This is a genomic window from Spirosoma foliorum (assembly GCF_014117325.1).
Lineage (GTDB): Bacteria > Bacteroidota > Bacteroidia > Cytophagales > Spirosomataceae > Spirosoma > Spirosoma foliorum.
Genome location: NZ_CP059732.1, coordinates 2854117 through 2872554 on the forward strand (window position 1 = coordinate 2854117; position 18438 = coordinate 2872554).

An 18438-nucleotide genomic window follows, 5' to 3' on the forward strand; every position below is an offset into this window, starting at 1 on the left:
ATCTACAGATATGGTAACTGAAAAACAAGCTGATTGTTAGTGGTTTAAGGTATTCGGTTTGCGGTCTTTGGTATACGATAAAATGAGTTGTTTCGGCTTAATTAGTTCTGACGGTAGTCACCGTAAACCGAATACCTTAAACCGTTTTAAACTTCCTCCAAAGGCCCAACATGAACGGGCAGCAGCTTCGCATATTCATCGTCGTCAAAGAGTCTTGACCGAATCAGAAACCGAACGCCCAGTGGAATTTCGAGCGAAAAACTTGCTCCCCGTCCACGGGTCACATCGACGGTTAAGTGGGTATGTTGCCAATACTCAAACTGGTCGCTCGACATCCAGAAGTCGCAACCATCAATTTGCCCGAGCAACACATCCGACGAACCAATAATAAATTCGCCCACGGCATAACACATGGGGGAGGAACCGTCGCAACAACCGCCACTCTGATGAAACATGAGCGGTCCATTTTCAGCGCGGAGTTTACTGATAATCTCGGCAGCCGCCGGAGTGAGGTCTATTCTGTTCATAGTTAATGAGTGATTGAATGACTAAGTGATTGAATGATTGAATAGACACATGCGCCAGCCATTCAATCACTTAGTCATTCAGTCATTAATCAAAAGAACCCAAGTTTGTTTTTGCTGTACGAAATCAGGAGGTTTTTGACCTGACGATAGTGATTTAACATCATCAGGTGGTTTTCTCGTCCGAAGCCCGACTTCTTGTAGCCACCAAACGGTGCGTGAGCGGGGTAATCATGATAGCAGTTCACCCACACGCGACCCGCCTGAATCTGCCGGGGAATGGTGTACAGCTCATGCGCATCCCGCGACCAGAAACCAGCACCTAAGCCATAAAGTGTATCATTGGCAATGGCAACGGCTTCGTCGGCATCTTTAAACGTCGTAACCGACAAAACAGGTCCGAAGATTTCTTCCTGGAAGATCCGCATCTTGTTATTGCCCTTGAAAATGGTTGGTTGAATATAGAATCCACCTTCCACGCTGTTGGCTGGGCCGCCACCTGTCAATACTTCGGCACCTTCCTGCTTGCCAATGTTGATGTACGACAGAATTTTCTCGTACTGATCGTTACTGGCCTGCGCACCCATCATGGTTTCTGGATCGAGCGGGTGGCCTAGTTTGATGGCTTTGGTCCGTTCGATCACGCGCTCGATAAACTTGTCGTAAATGTCTTCGTGAACCAGCAGACGTGATGGACAGGTGCAGATTTCGCCCTGGTTCAAGGCAAACATCACCGCACCTTCCACACATTTATCGAAGAACTCATCGTCGGCATCGGCAATGGATTTCATGAAGATGTTCGGTGACTTACCCCCCAGCTCCATCGTAACAGGAACCAGGTTTTCGGAAGCGTACTGCATAATCAGTCGGCCAGTGGTGGTTTCGCCCGTGAACGCCACTTTGTTCACCCGCTTATGCTGCGCCAATGGCTTACCCGCTTCGGGGCCAAATCCCTGAATGATGTTCACCACGCCAGGAGGTATGATACCTTCCAGCAATTCAATCATGATGGCCAGCGACGTAGGTGTTTGCTCGGCTGGTTTAATCACGACGCAACAACCAGCGGCCAAAGCAGGCGCCAGTTTCCAGGTTGCCATCAATAACGGGAAGTTCCAGGGAATAATCTGGCCAACTACCCCAACTGGCTCCTTGATAATCAGCGACAGTGTGTCGGCATTCAGTTCAGTTGCCGAACCTTCTTCGGCACGAATAACTCCCGCAAAATAACGGAAGTGATCAACCACTAAAGGCAGGTCAGCCGCCATTGTTTCACGAAGAGCCTTACCATTTTCAACCGTTTCAACGCGGGCCAGAAACTCCAGATTCTGTTCAATCACATCGGCAATCTGGAGCAATACTTTACTGCGTTCCGTAGCCGACGTTTTCCCCCAGGTTTCAAACGCTTTATGAGCCGCATCAACGGCTAGATCGACATCAGCTGCTTTTGAACGAGGCATTTTTGCAATCAGGCTGCCATCCACCGGCGATTCGTTGTCGAAATATTCGCCACCAACGGGAGGCACCCATTTACCGCCAATGTAGTTTTCATATTGGGTCTTGAACATTGGCCGGGGCATAATTTTGCTCGGTGCTTCAACAGTTTGCATGGTTTAAAAGGATTTATGTGATTTAATTAGCTTCTTCACAAATTTTGCCGAAATTGTACAATTATAATTGCGTTATAATCTCAAATACTTACGGAATCGTCCCATCCTCAAACGCATGAAAAGTATAGGAAAAGGTAGTACGAATGGAGCCGTCAGCGCGTGGGGAGCACGGTTGGATACGCTGGTAGAGAATAAGTTAACCCTTAGTCATGACGAAGCCGAGCTGCATTTATACGAGACATTTCAGCAAGCCGATCTGATTCAACTACGGTTCAATGCGCCCGTAATGACCAGCATGTTGAGCGGCCGGAAAGTGATGCATCTGCGCGAAATGGACCCGTTCGATTATCAACCCGGAGAATCATTGCTGTTACCTTCCGATCGGCTGATGCAGATCGATTTTCCGGATGCAACCACCGACGATCCGACACGTTGCCTGGCCCTAACGATATCCGACGAGTTTATCCGGGAAACCATTGCGGAGTTGAATGAGAACATTCCGCGGGTAGAAACAGTGGATCAATGGCAGCTGAGTACGGATAATTATCTATTACAAAACGACCCGGAAATCAGCTCGTTACGGGATAAACTCATTCGGTTATTTCGGGAGAACAACCCATTCAAAACGTTTTTTATTAAGAATACCCTGCGCGAACTGATTGTCCGACTTTCACAAACGCAGGTACGAACCGGCTTGCTGTTGCATACGAATCAGCATATAAATACGAATCGGCTGGCGTATATCGTGACGTATATTCGGGAGAATATCACGCGTAATTTATCGGTAGAGGAATTGTGCGATAAAGCCTGTCTTTCAAAATCTCACTTTTTCCGACTTTTCAAAAGCGAACTGGGTGTCTCTCCGGCTCAATTCATTCTAACGGAGCGTATTCGTCGGGCTAAAACTATCCTCAGCAATCCAGCTAAAACCATTACAGATGCCTGCTACGAATCGGGCTTTAACAGTGTGACGCATTTCAGTAGCGCGTTTCGGTCCGTAGAGAACATATGCCCCCGCCAATTCAAACGGCAACTCTCAGGGCTGAACTAGGAATGAAGTATGTAGGATGTATGATGTAGAATATAGGATGTACTGATTCCGCGTCAACTATATCATACATCATACATCATACATACTTCATTGACAACCCGTGTAAGTATAGCTAATGGTAGTCAGGTCAGGCTGTTGCGACCCATTGGTTAAAATTTGGTTAGCTTGTTTTGTGCTCAGAATGTAACCTCCTGCGTTGAGTTGATTCTCGAACGTCTGATCCGTATACTGGACGACTTGGTGTTGATTATTTACCGAATAAGCGCGGTAGCGCGTTAATAAACCTGACTCTCCGAAGAGTGAAAGCACAGTAGGATGTCCTTTAAAAGCCGGTAAGCTTGATTCCGCCGGCTGACCCGTTTGCCATTCTTGTGTGTAGTAGGTGCTTAGGCTATCATTGATGTATTCCTGGTGCTTGATTAGGCGTCGGTTCGTATCGTACTCGTTGACTTGCACCAGCGTGTGGGCTGCTCCACTGCCATCCGTTCCTGGAAAAGTCGCTTTAACCACCAGGCCATCTTGTAGCTCGAACGCATAACCACTGGTCAGTGTAAGGGCCTTACCATTCTGATAGGTAATACTTTCCCCATTGCTGCTGGTTTGTTTGGTAAGCTGGCCGGAGCCGTCATAGGTGTACGAAGTAGTAGTGACACTCGTTTGTTGCTGAGGGCCGCTGGTGATATGGGAATCATAGATGACATCCGTCTGGATGTAGTTAGTTAACCGCTCATTGGCGTAGGAATAGGTCTTAGTCGATACGTAATGATACTCGGATAGCTTTCCGGCAAACATGTATTGTTGATGAAGGTCCGTCACCGAACGGGTCAGAAAACCAGCGGCATCGTAGGTATAAGTGTCTGTGGTGGTCGTTTTGTCGCTGGCGACCGTTGAGGAGTTGCTCTGACTAATCTTGGTTTTGTTAGTCAGATTCCCCTGGGCATCGTAGGCATAATCGAGTTGAATAGTCCCATCGTTACCTTGGCTATGGAAAGTGCTCGCTGAATGCTGAATGCGGCAGCCATTGGCAGCTGTCACTTCGTTATCCTTTTGCTTGCCGCAGCCCGCGCTCAGCCAGTTGAGACCAACCCCTATGAGTATTAGTCGGATAATAACCTGGATCGTTTTCATGCTTAGTTAAGTAAGGTTTTCTGACTAAGACGTAAAAGCGTATCCAAACGCTGGCCGCTAGGGCTGTAATACAGCGAAAAAATAGAATCCAGGGATAACCGTGTATCTGCATTATCTCAACTTATCCCGTAGCTGCCTGAGTTGATGGATTCTGTTAATACAATTGCATATATTATCATTAGCTATATCCAGTAGAAGTCTATCCGTTTGGGAAGACTCTTCGCCGGGCTGGGTAACACTAACCAGCATTCGCTCAAACCCCACCTGTATCTGACCATATTTATCAATCTGATGGTCAATCTCCTCAATTGTCCTGATCTTGTGCATAACTTGATGACTTATTGTTGGGTTAGTATCAACTCTCTTACCCGTTTAAGAAACAGCGAATCCGAGTGATGAAGTGAATCCGCGGTAACTTGAAATGGTCCCTGCGCCAGTTTGTCATTATAATCCAGTATGTTATGGACCTGAAAGCCACCTAACATCAGGGCAATCCCTATGACCGTCCATCGAATAAACTCCCCGACTCCCTTGATTCCCAACACCCACAAAATCTCCGTTCGCATGTCCTTTTTCTCAGTCTATATTTCAACCAACTAGCTGCTTATTTCTAGCTAACTTTCTGTCTGTCATACGCTGCCACTAATTCACTTGCTTTGATAAGGAATAAGTGGCAGCATTTACTTTTCTAGTCTCAAGAGCAGTTTTTCATTCACCTTCACTAGATATATACCTTCCTTGATCACCTGTGTTTACCCCAAGAAGCACCTGAAAATCTATGGTTGGAAGAACTAGCTGAACACATTGGAAAGTATGTCCAACGGAAACGTATTGGCTGTTTTTAGTGAATTTCGGAGAACGCTGAGGGGGCAGGAGGCTACGAAGTTTACTTACCTATTTGAGACGGAAAATTCCTGTTCTTGATCCGCGCGTAAAGTCTTTACAGTTATTCACTCCAGGTCTGGATGCACTATGGAAGAATTATTGGGCTCGTTGCTCCCTGGTCAACTTGCACAAGTGGTTAAAGCGGTTATAAGGGAAATTTGTTCAATTATAATTCTGCGCTTGTCAAACTAGTACTGACACCTCGCCGAAAACTAATTGATTTATTTTTAAGCGTTTCCGCGCCAGCCGTGTTATCATACTACCAGCCTTGCACCCCGTTTGCTTTCCAGCAGGCAAACACAGTAAATCATAATTGATCTTTACCGAATTAGACTAATCAATCTCTTTTTCGTATTGAGCCAACGCTTTCTCTGTTACGTCCTGAAATAGATTTAGGACCCAGTTGGATGCGCTTTTTAATTCACGTTTACCTCTAAATAACAACACATTTAACTGATTTTTCTCATGGCTAACGATTCGAAAAATTCTAAAAAAATAGCAACCAAGGCAGCTAAAGTAGCAGGTGTAGCTAAAGTACCTAAATATGCCCAGCGCGAAGCAGATTCGGCTCCAACGCCCCTCAAGCCCAGCACTAAATCCAATAAATAAGCTATTCACAAATAGAGTAGTCAAAAACTATCTGTTTAACAGGATAAGGATATCTCTGTGTCAAACAGATAGTTTTTGGCAAATGTGAGTTGCCAGTACTAGAGTAAGATAGTTATCATACATACACTACGCTCATGATAAGTCACAAACAATTATTGGCAGACCATATTCTTATTCTGCAGGAAGCCATCACAAAACTCTCTGATGTAGAAACCCAGACATGGAATACCATACAAGCAGACCTAAATACAGAGAAGCTAGCTAAAAACCAGATTCGGTTAACGAGCCTGCGCCGATATTATCGCAGTTTATATAGCTAATAGTGACAAAATACACGTCGACAATTCTATGGAACGTTCGTTTGGGCTCACGATCGATTTGTAATAAAGGTCGATTTTAGTTACTTTAGAGATGATTAAATCAGAGATTAGTACGTATGAGAGTTATAAATCAATCAACCGATTTTAAGAAAGGCGACCGTGTGCGTTATACTGGTTCCGGCTACCCAGATCTGGGAACGGGAACTGTGACCAGCCTGAATGCGAATTTTGTGTTTGTTGATTATTATGGCACGGGTATAGGAATCGCTACACCTGCCAAAGAGTTGGCCAAAGTGTAAACATAACTAGCAGCAGAGCACGCCCTATCACTGGCACACTAGGGTAAGCACCTTGTTCACTTACGGTTAAGTTATTCAACTATGGAAGCCCTTGTCCTTATTGTTGTGGTTGTGGCCGCCATTCTGTTTATCAACTATTCCAACCGGCATAACCGAGCGAATAAGTTGCGATTAGCCTATGAGAATGCGCTCCGCAGCGGGGATAAAGACCAGGCGTTGATAGCGGGAAGAGCCTATTATACCTGGATAAGGAAGGGAAAGTTAACCCATCAGGATGAGCTTTCGGTCAAAAATAAGGTCTCCACAATGTAAGAGTAAACGAGTCATAGGCAAGGGTCTACATTAAACCAATCTAATTTTTTTTACTTATGACCACGAACACATTAGTTATTGTCACCGGATACGGCTCTGTTGCACCCAAACCTTGGCGGACAGCCTATTTAAATAGTAGTGAAGAAAGTGCGAGTCAACGTTTTCGGGAGGAGCATCCTGGAGCCCGAGACATCTCTGTTGAGAGCATTGGTTTCAACGACCAATTTTCAATCGGTAGCCGCGGTGAGGTTTCATCAAATTAGGAATAGGTATTGGGTCGGGCTTATTTGCACTAGTTGAGCAAAAAGGTAAGAGTAATGCGGCCTGTTCATTTATTTTTCATTTTTGACCAATACAGCTAATTGTGCCGTATTTTTGAGTAGCAGTATAGTAAGTCCGTTCTTACTAAATGATTTACTGCTTTTTGATCATTTTTGGTGCCTTTTTAATTATTTATTGATGTAAGTGGCTGGTCGATAGTTAGTTACATGTAGTGTTTAGTGATGAAAGCAAAAACTGCCGCAAAAGCTGTCTTTACAGCACCTACGTTAGAGTTCATGAGCGAACTCGTTCAAAACAACAATCGGGAATGGTTTCAGGCGAATCGGCCTCGCTACGATGCAGCTAAAGCCGAGCTTTGTGGGGTGGTGGAACGCGTGTTGGCAGGTCTCAGCCCGTTTGAACCACTGGCGAATACCAGCGTAAAAGATTGTATTTTCCGGATCAACCGCGACATCCGCTTCTCGAAAGATAAAGCGCCCTATAAATCAAATCTTGCCTTTGCCATTGGTCCCGGCGGACGGCATTCGGGCCGTATTGATTATTACGTACATATTCAACCGGGCAACCAATCGTTTTTGGGCGCGGGTATGTGGCAGCCCACACCGGCTAATCTAGCCAAGTTTCGGCAGGAGGTAGATTACAATGTTCAGGAGTTGAAAGACATTATTGAAGCCGACGAATTCAAAACGTATTTCCCGGAAGCACATGGCGAAACGTTAAAAGTGATGCCCAAAGGTTACCCCGCCGATCATCCTGAAATTGACTTACTGCGCCGGAAGGAGTTATTCTTCATGCATCGCTACACCGATAAAGAGGTATTGAAACCTACTTTCGCCGATGAAATCGTACGCGGTTGCCGTATCATCAAACCCTACTGCGACTTATTGAATTATCTGTTTTACGACGAGAAGGAAGAGCAGGTGACGTTGTAGGAGGGGGGGGAGAGCTAACGAACAAAGTATTGTCATAGGTTGGGTTTCGGCTTCAGTACAAATAACTGCCGTTTAGTTTTGTATCGAAGCCTGCCTGACATAAAACCTGAGTTAGTAGCTGCCGTTCTCGGGCCACGCTTCATAAATTGTTTGTCTAAACAGTTCGTTAAGTTTCTCGGTTTCTGGTTGTAATATCTGTCCTAATGATTTGACATAGTCGCTGTAAAACTGAATTTTCTGTTCAAGGAAGTCGTTAAGAATTTTTATTTTAGGTTCTTCATTAAGTTCTTCTCCTGCCATTTTTCTTGTTAATAGGTTTTGAATTTCACTCTTTATTTTTGGGTCTGTTACTTGGCTGTCGAGGAGTTTATGAAACTCCATTGGAGCCATCGTATTTGTCTGTTTAATCCAGTCGCAAGCTAGTATTGGTCGTAGAACATAAAAGTACTTCTTGACTCTTACGTTGTCCTTTTGTAAATACTCTCTGTAATTACCTTCTGCCATATGTAAGTAATGATGAAGGCAAGATTTTGGATTAAAATATTCTTTTGTCAGGTCACGAAGTTTGTCTGCTATCGAAAACTGTTGTAGATACACAATCGGACTTCTTAACCACTCTAACATAGGTGGATTAGATTTTCTAAAAAGCCGTAGCGCTTTTTTTAGCTCCCAACCCGCAAGGTCAATTTCGTTCGGCAAAATTTCTTCTTGATTATCTTTTCTGCCGTCAATTTCCAAATACCAATCAAGTCGATGAATATAAATGTATCTCACGTCCCAGTCGCTATCAGTAGAAGCAAAACCCCAGGCACGACTGCCACTTTCAACTGCATATAAAATTTTGATGTCGTGCTGAAGTTCAAGTCTTAAAAGTTCGTTTTTTATTTCGTCTGTCATTATTTACTGTACTGTATTTAAAATTGCTATTTTTCATTCATCATTTCGTTTTAAATAATTTATCGGCACATTGTCTGTCAACCAGACGCCATTGTCTGAAATAAAAAACTCAAATTTGTCATTATACATTTGTTCTGCAAATACTTTAAATACAAACGGTTTTCCATGTCGTTGCCCAACTTTAATGGCTGTATTAATATCACTACTTAAATGAACGTGTTGTCTGCTTCCTTTTTCGAGTCCTGTGTCCAAAATTGATTGAACCGATTTTTCGCCTGTTCCGTGAAAAAGTATCTCTGGTGGTTTTTGGTTTTTATAGCCTAATTCAATTGCTACAGAATGTCCTTGGCTGGCTCTAATCTTGTCAAGAGTTTCATTAAAGGCAAATCGTTTTTTTGAGTTGGTTGCGACAATATGGTTTAAAATTTCTCTGTCAAACTTAATTCCGTAATTATTTGATCTTTCAATTAATTCATTAACATCTGTCCAGCCATTTTGATCTAGTTGAATGCCAATTATTTCAGGCTGGTGTCGTAACACCAAACTCAAAAATCTGCTAATATTTGTTTCGTTATTACTCATAAATTCTGGCCATTTTTAGCGATTCTCATAAAGTGTGCTGGCTTACAGTAAAACCTTCTTCACTATCTAAAAGGCATTTTATACCAAACTCTAACTTTCCTGCTGAATCAAAATTATATCATTTTAGAGTTAGTGCCATAATAACTTATTTCAGTGTAGGTTATATAGCGATGTGCAGACTATGGAAGATCGCGTGATTCAAAATTCTAGTGAGAACTTTAGCCAGTTTTAATTACTGTGAATAGTAGAGATTATCAAATGTTTGTAGACTTGATATTAGTTAACGTGATTGAAGAAACGTCACCAACAAAAAAGCCTGCCGTTGAGTAAACGGCAGGCTTTTTATATAAATAAAGAATCTAAATTTTACTCCACAGCTATCAACGAGACAGCTTTTGCTTCGAGCAGACTTTCACCCATCAGGTAGCAATCAGCAGCGCGGGCGGCCTCACGACCTTCCGAGATGGCCCATACCACCAGCGATTGTCCCCGACGCATATCGCCCGCAGCGAATACTTTCGGATTGGTCGTTGTCTGGTAGTTGGCCGCTTTTACGTTACCTCGTTCGTCGTACTCAACGCCGAGATCATCTAGCAAACCGTTGTGTTGTGGGTGGAGGAAGCCAGCGGCCAGCAACGCCAGTTCGCAGGGAACGTCGCGCTCAGAACCAGGTAGCTCAACCATCTGCATCCGGCCGTTTTCGTTTTTCCAGGTCAGATCAACAATACGGAGTGCTTTCAGATTGCCGTTCTCGTCACCAATGAATTCTTTGGTGTTGATGGACCAATGCCGATCGCAACCTTCCTCGTGCGAGGTACTGGTGCGGAGCATCATTGGCCAGTTCGGCCAGGGCGTATTTTCAGCCCGGTCTTTCGGCGGCATCGGCATCAGCTCGATTTGCGTCACACTGGTCGCTCCGTGCCGGTTCGAGGTACCCACGCAGTCGGAACCTGTGTCACCACCACCAATAACGACCACGTTTTTATCCGTTGCGAGCAGTTCACCATCACCGTATTTTTCACCCCGATGATCGACCAGCACAGGAATGTTCGCATTCCGCTTATTCTGCTGGCTCAGGAATTCCATAGCCGGATAAATCCCTTTCAGGTTACGACCGGGAATTGGCAGATCGCGTGGAACGGTGGAACCGCCCGTTAACATCACTAAATCGAAATCGTTTAGTAGGTCTTTCGCTTTCACGTCAACCCCTACGTTAACCCCCGTTTTGAACGTAATCCCTTCTGCTTCCATGACCGCTATTCGGCGGTCGATGGTCCATTTTTCGAGTTTGAAATCAGGGATACCGTACCGAAGCAAGCCGCCAATCTGATCGGCCCGTTCGAAGAGCGTAACCGTATGGCCCGCTTTGTTCAATTGAGCAGCAGCGGCCATTCCGGCTGGACCGGAACCAACAACGGCTACTTTTTTGCCCGTGCGCTCTTTGGGTATTTTCGGCGTTACATAGCCATGCTCGAAAGCCGCTTCTATAATTGATTTTTCGATGAACTCAATGGCAACGGGCGGCTTGTTGATGCCCAATACACACGAAGCTTCGCAGGGAGCAGGGCAAATACGGCCCGTAAACTCCGGGAAGTTGTTCGTCGAACTCAGAATCTCATAGGCATACGCCCAGTTCTGTTCGTATACGGCATCATTAAATTCAGGAATGATGTTGCCAAGTGGACACCCGCTGTGGCAGAACGGCGTACCGCAGTCCATGCAACGGGCAGCCTGCCGCTGAGAATCCTGCTCAGAGTGCGGCATTTCAATTTCCTTGTAATCATGAATCCGCTGTTGCGGGTCGCGCTTTTTGGGTAGTTCACGCGTAAATTCTAAAAATCCAGTAGGTTTTCCCATCGTATTTTACCCCTGCGTCACGTCTACGGTTATGTCCTGATAAACAATGTTTTTGTCGCGAATCTGGTCAGCGAGCGAGATACCCCGACCAGCTAGTGCCTGCCGGAAGTCACTTGGCATTACCTTCACAAACTTACTCATCTGATTGTCCCAGTCCTGAATCAGGGCCAAGGCAACGTTACTGGTTGTGTATTGGAAATGCTTATCGATGTACTCGCGGATGATGCCCTGATCTTCGCCGTTTAAAGCCTCCAGTGTTACCATTTCTGGGTTTACTTTTGAGGCAAATGTGCCGTCCTGATCATAGACGTAAGCCACACCACCCGACATACCAGCCGCGAAGTTTTTGCCGGTTTGACCCAGAATGACTACCAAGCCACCCGTCATGTATTCCAGGCCGTGATCACCCACGCCTTCAACAACGACTTTAGCGCCTGAGTTACGAACACAGAACCGCTCACCGGCCATCCCACGAATGAACGCTTCGCCCGATGTTGCTCCGTAGAACGATACGTTACCAACGATGCTGTTTTCGTCAGGCTTAAACTGAGCGGTGCGATCTGGATACACAATCAATTGTGCCCCACAGAGACCTTTGCCGAAGTAGTCATTCGCATCGCCTTCGAGTTCGAGTTTAATACCACTCGTGCTGAATGCGCCGAAGCTCTGACCCGCTGTGCCGCGGAGTTTGATATGAATCGAGCTATCAGGCAGTCCCGGACCACCGTACACTTTCGAGATCTCGTTCGACAGCATCGTGCCGATACTCCGGTCGATATTCTGTACGGTGAATTCTCCGTAAACGGACTCTACGGTACCGTCTATAGCAGGCTGGGCCAGCTCAATTAACTTACGGTCGAGTACGTCATCCAGGTGGTGGTTTTGTTCTTCCTGTTTGTACAGGGCCACGTCCAGATTAGTTGGCTCTTTATAGATCAGCGCGTCGAGGTTGACTTTCTTATATTTCCAGTGCGCCAGGTTATTCCGTAGTTCAAGCATTTGCGACTGTCCAACCATCTCGTTGATCGTGCGGAAGCCTAGTTCAGCCATGATCTCCCGCAACTCCATCGCCAGGAAGGTGAACATGTTCACGACGTGTTCTGGCTTACCCGTAAACAGCGCGCGGAGTTCCTTATTCTGCGTGGCCACGCCCACCGGGCAGGTGTTCAGGTGACACTTCCGCATCATGATACAACCCGTAGCTACCAGCGCAGCCGTAGCCACCCCAAATTCTTCGGCACCGAGCAAAGCAGCAATCGCTAAGTCACGACCGGTACGCATCTGCCCATCAGCCTGTACCGTTACGCGACCGCGTAGTTTGTTTTTAACCAGTGTCTGGTGCGCTTCGGCCAAGCCAAGCTCCCAGGGAAGACCTGCGTGGCGAATCGACGAAAGGGGAGAGGCTCCCGTTCCGCCATCGTGTCCTGAAATCAGGATGTGGTCGGCATGGGCTTTGGCAACCCCAGTGGCAATTGTACCAACCCCGGCTTCCGACACGAGCTTAACGCTGATTCGGGCGGCCCGGTTAGCATTTTTAAGGTCAGAAATCAACTGCGCTAAATCCTCGATCGAATAAATATCGTGGTGAGGTGGGGGCGAAATCAGGCCAACACCGGGTGTTGAGTGACGCGTCCGGCCAATCCAGTCATCGACCTTGAAACCAGGAAGCTGGCCACCTTCGCCAGGTTTTGCTCCCTGGGCCATTTTGATCTGTAACTCCTGAGCGTTGGTCAGGTAGTAACTCGTTACGCCGAAACGACCCGAAGCTACCTGCTTAATCCCCGAATTCATGCTGTCACCGTTTTCGAGCGGAGTATAGCGGAGTTCATCTTCACCACCTTCGCCCGAGTTGCTTTTACCGCCAATACGGTTCATGGCAATCGCCAGCGTAGTGTGGGCTTCCCAGGAGATCGACCCAAACGACATGGCACCCGTCGCAAAGCGTTTGAAGATGCTTTCGATCGGTTCAACTTCGTCGATAGGGACGGGTGTGCCCTTCTTGAACTTCAGCAGACCACGAAGGGTAATTGCCTTCTGGGTCTGATCGTCAATGAGCTGCGAGTATTTCTTGAAGATCGAGTAATCGTTCTTCTTGGTAGACTGTTGCAGTAAGTGAATCGTATCGGGATTGAAAATGTGTTTTTCACCCCGTTGTTTCCACTGATAGATACCACCAACTTCCAGGCGAGGAGCCGAAACCGACATGTCGGGGAAGCAAACCGAATGGCGAACGAGAATTTCCTTCGCGATTTCGTCAAGGCCCATACCGCCAATGCGAGACACCGTACCGGTGAAATAGCGGCTAACCACATCCTGGTTTAAGCCAAGACATTCGAAGATCATGGCACCCTGATACGATTGCAACGTTGAGATACCCATCTTCGAGAAGATCTTGAGCAACTCACCATTGACCGCCTTTACATAATTCTTAAAGAGTTTGTCGAGGTCATAATCTACAGCCAGCAAGCCCTTCGCTTTCATGTGGGCAATCGTTTCGAACGCCATGTAGGGGTTCACGCCCGACGCGCCATAGCCAATAAGCGTAGCTACGTGGTGGGTTTCCCAAACGTCACCTGCTTCGACCACAATCCCGACTTTCCCCCGTAGTCCCTGACGAATCAGGTAGTGGTGAATGGCGGCCGTTGATAATAACGATGGAATAGGTGCATGGCTCGAATCAATAGCCCGGTCAGACAGAACCAGAATGGAGTATCCGTCTTCAATTGCATCTTCCGCGTACCGACAAATACGATCCAGTGCCCGTTCGAGTGAGCGACCTTCCCCATCAGCGGTAAACAGACAGTTAATGGTTTTTGCCTGGAAATTAGGCTTATCGATAAACCGAAGTTTATCAAACTCCTTGGTTGTCAGAACCGGCTGATCCAATTCCACCTGACGGCAGTGTACGGGTGATTCACTCAGGAGGTTATACGTTGCGCCAACAAACGAAATCAGCGACATAATAGACCGTTCCCGAATGGAGTCAATCGGTGGATTGGTTACCTGCGCAAATAGCTGCTTGAAATAGTGGCTCATGTGCTGGCTCTGTTCCGACAGGATTGCCAGAGGAATATCGATACCCATTGAGCCAAGCGCTTCTTTACCAGTCTCAACCATCGGCGCCAGAATCATCCGTAGATCTTCCGATGTAAACCCGAAGGCCTGTTGCATCCGGAGCAACTTCGCGGGTTCGTAAGGGCTATACGTCCGAACGGGAGCTTCTAAATCCTGAATTCTAATTTTGTTGTCGTCGAGCCATTGCTGATACGGTTGACGGGCACAAATCTCGGCCTTAATTTCTTCGTCCGATACAATGCGGCCCTGTTCCATATCAACCAGGAACATCTTGCCCGGTTGCAAACGGCCTTTCGAAACCACCGTAGCTGGATCGATGTCCAGAACCCCTACTTCCGACGCCATGATGACAATATCATCATTGGTCACCCAGAACCGGGATGGACGTAGCCCATTACGGTCGAGGGTAGCGCCTACGATGCGACCGTCTGTAAATGAAATGGACGCCGGGCCATCCCAGGGCTCGATCAGAGCCGCGTGGAATTCGTAAAACGCTTTCCGAACAGGGTCCATGTGCTGATTACCGTCCCAGGCTTCAGGAACGAGCATCATCATCACATGCGGCAGCGACCGGCCGCTCATCACCAATAATTCGATCGCATTATCGAGATTGGCTGAGTCAGACTGTTTAGGGTCGCAGATGGGCAATAACATATCCATCTCATCCTTCGTAAACTTGGATGATTCGAGCAGACCTTCAGCCGCTTTGATCCAGTTTACGTTACCGCGTACCGTATTGATTTCCCCGTTGTGGGCAATGTAGCGGAATGGTTGAGCCAGTTTCCACGATGGGAATGTGTTCGTTGAGAAACGAGAGTGAACTACGCCCAGTGCCGAAACGACTTCCTCGTTCTGTAAATCAGGGAAATAAGGCTCTAACTGTAAGGTTGTTAGCTGGCCTTTATAGGTAATTGTCCGGCAGGAGAGCGAGGAAAAATAGAAGTGATCAACGCCAGCAATGGTCTCGTTAATGATACGGGTGCTGTAGTTGCGCAGAATGTAGAGTTTCCGCTCAAAATCTTCGGCAGTCGTCACATCGACCGGGCGTTTTATAAACACCTGTTCCATTTGCGGTTCTGCCGAACGCGAACCGTTGCCCAAATCACTGTTATTGACCGGCACAACCCGATAACACAGGAGTTCAAGCCCGAGCCGCTTCATCTTCCGATTCAGGATCGCCCGGCACTCTTCGCGAAGCCACACGTCTTTCGGGAAATACACCATCCCTACACCGTATTCGAATGCAGGTGGGAGGTGAACGCCCAGCTTACGGGTTTCGTCCACGAAAAACTCGTGCGGAATCTGGATGAGTAATCCAGCGCCATCGCCGGAGTTGGGTTCAGACCCAACAGCTCCCCGGTGTTCCATACGCCGAAGCATCTGGAGCGCATCCGATACAATCTGGTGAGACTTGCGACCTTTAATATGGGCCACGAAGCCAATACCGCAATTGTCGTGTTCAAACTCGGGGCGGTAAAGTCCCGCCAATTGGTCAACCTGATCAGACATGGTCGTAACAGTGTTGGATAAGGCCGTTGTTTCCCGCTCATCTGATTAACAGAATCGCAAAAAATTAGGGCGATTATTAAGAAAATCTAAATTAACTAGTAGCCCGGCGATTCTTAAATCCGGAGATGGTAGTCGGGCTGAAGGGCGTTTGTGACAAAGTCATGCAATATACTACCAAAAAAAATTGGCAAAAACAGCCTTTTCCAGAATTTTATAGTAAATGGTATTAATTGTGAATTTGATCATAAATGTTCTTGAAAAATGCCAATTTAATAGTGGCAAGTAGACATACGAAGATACAATGTAGCGCCGTTTGTGGGTACGGGTTGAGTAAATGGCCGCGTTTATCTGGTAGAGATAACTGGATTGGAAAACGGACAGCGTAATGAATAGTCTATTTACTTGTCTTTCGGATAGCGACCAAGCCCAGCAGCATATAGAGTAATAGTACCTATATATACTAATAGGCTGGCTGCCTGTATTAACAGCACCCTGTAAGGATGTTGCAGTTGGTAAAAATGTCCTTTAATTATTATTGAAGCTGTTTTAGACTTTCTAATTTCTGTTGAAACTAAATTGATTTTTTGTCCTTTCGACGTCAGGAGAAATCTCAAACTTCCATATTAACAAGACTCGAGATTTCTCCTGACGTTGAAAGGACAAAAAATAGGATCATCAATAATAGTTAGTGAAGTTTTCGCAGATAGGATCAGCCGAATGGCATACCCGAGAGCGACCTTTATCATTCGTTCCGAGAAAAAAGAGCGTATGATTAGGCTGAGGCAAGGCAGTTGGATTAACCAGTAAGCCAAAAAATAGATAGGGAATAGCTGTAAAAAGCATAAAAAAAGCCGCTCAATTGAGCGGCTTTGCAGTTTTTGTGATTCGGCTGGGATTCGAACCCAGGACCCATACATTAAAAGTGTATTGCTCTACCAGCTGAGCTACCAAATCATTTCCCTTTCGGTAAACGGTGTCGTTCGTCGTTTGGGAATGCAAAAGTAGAGGTTTGTTTTTAAGAATGCAATAGCCACCCTAAAAAAAAGTTAATTGTTGGGTCAGTTTTATGGCTTCAACGGCTTCACGAACATCATGAACCCGCAAAATGGAGGTCCCTTTTAGGAGGGCTGCCGTGTTTAAAACTGTAGTGCCATTCAGGGCTTCATCGGCTTTGATGTTCAGGGTTTTCCAGATGGTTGTTTTGCGGGAAAGACCCACTAAAATAGGCTCATCGAATAGCTGAAAAGCGTCCAGTTTACTGAGTAATTCAAAATTTTGTTTGGGGGTCTTCGCGAAGCCAAATCCAGGGTCTAAAATAATATCTTTAGCGCCCAGGGCCCGCAACTCGGCTAGTCGAACCGCTAATTCGTCGATAACCTCCGAAGTTACATTGGTATAGGTTGCCAGCGACTGCATGGTTTGCGGAGTGCCGCGCATATGCATCAATATATACGGAACGCCGAGCGTGGCTACCGTTTCGAACATGGCCGGATCGAGGGTGCCACCTGCCACATCGTTGACTACAGACGCTCCTGACTGTACGGCCTGTCGGGCTACTGATGCGCGAAAGGTATCTATAGAGATCAGGGCATCCGGGAAGTTTGCCCGGATCGATTCGATGACCGGCAATATTCGGTCGGCTTCTTCGGCTGGGCCAACGGGGGCAGCGCCGGGTCGGGTTGAGTAACCACCAATATCTAAAAAGGTAGCCCCCTGGTCGAGCATTTGTTGCGCTAGCTCAACGGCCATCAACGTAGCCGTTTTGTCGGGTATGATCCGGCTATCGGCAAAGAACGAATCGGGGGTTGCATTTAGAATGCCCATGACCACAGGTTGACTCAAATCAACCAGCCTTCCCCGGCAGTTCAGCGTTTTTTTCGTAACTTTCGGCATAAAAAGAGTCAATAGTCATTAGTCGATAATTGCCAGTAGCTTACCATCGACTAATGACTATTGGCTATCGACTATGAACAATACAGAATCCGAATATCGGCAGGTTATCCAACGCTGCAAAGACCTTTTCCTGAAAAAGAATAAAGATTATGGCACCGCCTGGCGTATTCTGCGGCTGTCGAGCATCACCGACCAGATTTTTATTAAGGCGCAACGGATTCGTACGTTGCAGGAAACGGGGGTGAGTCGCGTAGGGGAGGGCATTGAGCCTGAATTTGTGGGTATCATTAACTACTGCGTTATGGCCCTGATCCAGATGCAGTTAGCTGAGGACAAACGCACCGATATCCCAACCGATGAACTTGAGCAGCTTTACGACAAAGAAATTGGCGAGGTTATTGAGTTGCTTTTTGCCAAGAACCACGATTATGGCGAAGCCTGGCGTGAGATGCGGGTTAGCTCCATGACGGATATTATTCTGATGAAGCTACTGCGTACGAAGCAAATTGAAGATAATCGGGGTGCTACGCTGGTATCCGAAGGCGTAGAAGCTAATTATATGGATATGATTAATTACGCCGTTTTCTGCTTGATAAAGCTTACTAATTAATGGATAATGCACAATGAATAAAGGATAATGAACGGACATCGATTCATTATTCATTAGCCATTATCA

At 46.4% G+C, this 18438-nt stretch carries 16 protein-coding genes and 1 tRNA gene; 7 read left to right on the top strand and 10 right to left on the bottom strand.

From position 1 onward, the window contains the following. Positions 1-146: 146 nt before the first annotated feature. Positions 147-527, bottom strand: coding sequence for a DUF779 domain-containing protein (locus tag H3H32_RS11980; RefSeq protein WP_182462929.1), 381 nt, complete (start codon positions 525-527; stop codon positions 147-149). 89 nt (positions 528-616) lie between these two features. Then, positions 617-2131, bottom strand: coding sequence for an aldehyde dehydrogenase family protein (locus H3H32_RS11985; RefSeq protein WP_182462930.1), 1515 nt, complete (start codon positions 2129-2131; stop codon positions 617-619). Between the two features lie 115 nt (positions 2132-2246). On the opposite strand from H3H32_RS11985, the gene H3H32_RS11990 reads away from it, so the two are divergent. After that, the gene (locus H3H32_RS11990; protein WP_182462931.1) at positions 2247-3182 is read left to right on the top strand and encodes an AraC family transcriptional regulator; all 936 of its coding nucleotides are present in this window, start codon (positions 2247-2249) and stop codon (positions 3180-3182) included. 87 nt (positions 3183-3269) lie between these two features. On the opposite strand, the gene H3H32_RS11995 is transcribed toward H3H32_RS11990, so the two are convergent. Both H3H32_RS11995 and H3H32_RS12000 read right to left on the bottom strand, forming a co-directional pair. Next, positions 3270-4310 carry a hypothetical protein gene (locus H3H32_RS11995; RefSeq protein WP_182462932.1) on the bottom strand — a complete coding sequence of 347 codons (1041 nt, stop codon included), beginning with the start codon at positions 4308-4310 and terminating at the stop codon, positions 3270-3272. Positions 4311-4648: 338 nt separating this feature from the next. Next, positions 4649-4876, bottom strand: coding sequence for a hypothetical protein (locus tag H3H32_RS12000; protein WP_182462933.1), 228 nt, complete (start codon positions 4874-4876; stop codon positions 4649-4651). 784 nt (positions 4877-5660) lie between these two features. Between H3H32_RS12000 and H3H32_RS12005 the strand changes: the two genes are divergently transcribed. The 5 genes from H3H32_RS12005 to H3H32_RS12025 all read left to right on the top strand — a co-directional run bounded on the left by H3H32_RS12005 (position 5661) and on the right by H3H32_RS12025 (position 7949). Beyond that, entirely contained in the window at positions 5661-5804 is a 144-nt protein-coding gene (locus tag H3H32_RS12005) for a hypothetical protein (protein WP_182462934.1), read from the top strand. Between the two features lie 134 nt (positions 5805-5938). After that, positions 5939-6124, top strand: coding sequence for a hypothetical protein (locus H3H32_RS12010; RefSeq protein ID WP_182462935.1), 186 nt, complete (start codon positions 5939-5941; stop codon positions 6122-6124). A 116-nt stretch (positions 6125-6240) separates the two neighbouring features. After that, on the top strand, positions 6241-6423 hold the full coding sequence (locus H3H32_RS12015) for a hypothetical protein (protein WP_182462936.1): 183 nt from the start codon (positions 6241-6243) through the stop codon (positions 6421-6423). An 81-nt stretch (positions 6424-6504) separates the two neighbouring features. Then, positions 6505-6735 (top strand): hypothetical protein, encoded by a 231-nt coding sequence (locus tag H3H32_RS12020; RefSeq protein ID WP_182462937.1) that lies wholly within the window; start codon positions 6505-6507, stop codon positions 6733-6735. 503 nt (positions 6736-7238) lie between these two features. Then, positions 7239-7949: a DUF2461 domain-containing protein gene (locus H3H32_RS12025; protein ID WP_182462938.1), complete on the top strand. Its 711-nt coding sequence runs from the start codon at positions 7239-7241 to the stop codon at positions 7947-7949. Positions 7950-8060: 111 nt separating this feature from the next. Here H3H32_RS12025 and H3H32_RS12030 read toward each other — a convergent pair whose 3' ends face one another. The 6 genes from H3H32_RS12030 to folP all read right to left on the bottom strand — a co-directional run bounded on the left by H3H32_RS12030 (position 8061) and on the right by folP (position 17762). After that, positions 8061-8846, bottom strand: a complete 786-nt coding sequence (locus H3H32_RS12030; protein WP_182462939.1) for a nucleotidyltransferase domain-containing protein — start codon at positions 8844-8846, stop codon at positions 8061-8063. Positions 8847-8879: 33 nt separating this feature from the next. Then, on the bottom strand, positions 8880-9428 hold the full coding sequence (locus tag H3H32_RS12035; RefSeq protein ID WP_182462940.1) for an RNA 2'-phosphotransferase: 549 nt from the start codon (positions 9426-9428) through the stop codon (positions 8880-8882). 366 nt (positions 9429-9794) lie between these two features. After that, positions 9795-11285 carry a glutamate synthase subunit beta gene (locus H3H32_RS12040; protein ID WP_182462941.1) on the bottom strand — a complete coding sequence of 497 codons (1491 nt, stop codon included), beginning with the start codon at positions 11283-11285 and terminating at the stop codon, positions 9795-9797. Between the two features lie 6 nt (positions 11286-11291). Next, a complete protein-coding gene (gene gltB, locus H3H32_RS12045) occupies positions 11292-15869 on the bottom strand; it encodes a glutamate synthase large subunit (protein ID WP_182462942.1) in 4578 nt (1525 codons plus the stop codon). A gap of 881 nt (positions 15870-16750) precedes the next feature. Further along, a tRNA-Lys gene (locus tag H3H32_RS12050) sits at positions 16751-16823 on the bottom strand. Positions 16824-16904: 81 nt separating this feature from the next. Continuing rightward, entirely contained in the window at positions 16905-17762 is an 858-nt protein-coding gene (gene folP / locus H3H32_RS12055; protein ID WP_182462943.1) for a dihydropteroate synthase, read from the bottom strand. 73 nt (positions 17763-17835) lie between these two features. On the opposite strand from folP, the gene H3H32_RS12060 reads away from it, so the two are divergent. Further along, positions 17836-18372, top strand: a complete 537-nt coding sequence (locus tag H3H32_RS12060) for a DUF1599 domain-containing protein (protein WP_182462944.1) — start codon at positions 17836-17838, stop codon at positions 18370-18372. Positions 18373-18438: the final 66 nt, after the last annotated feature.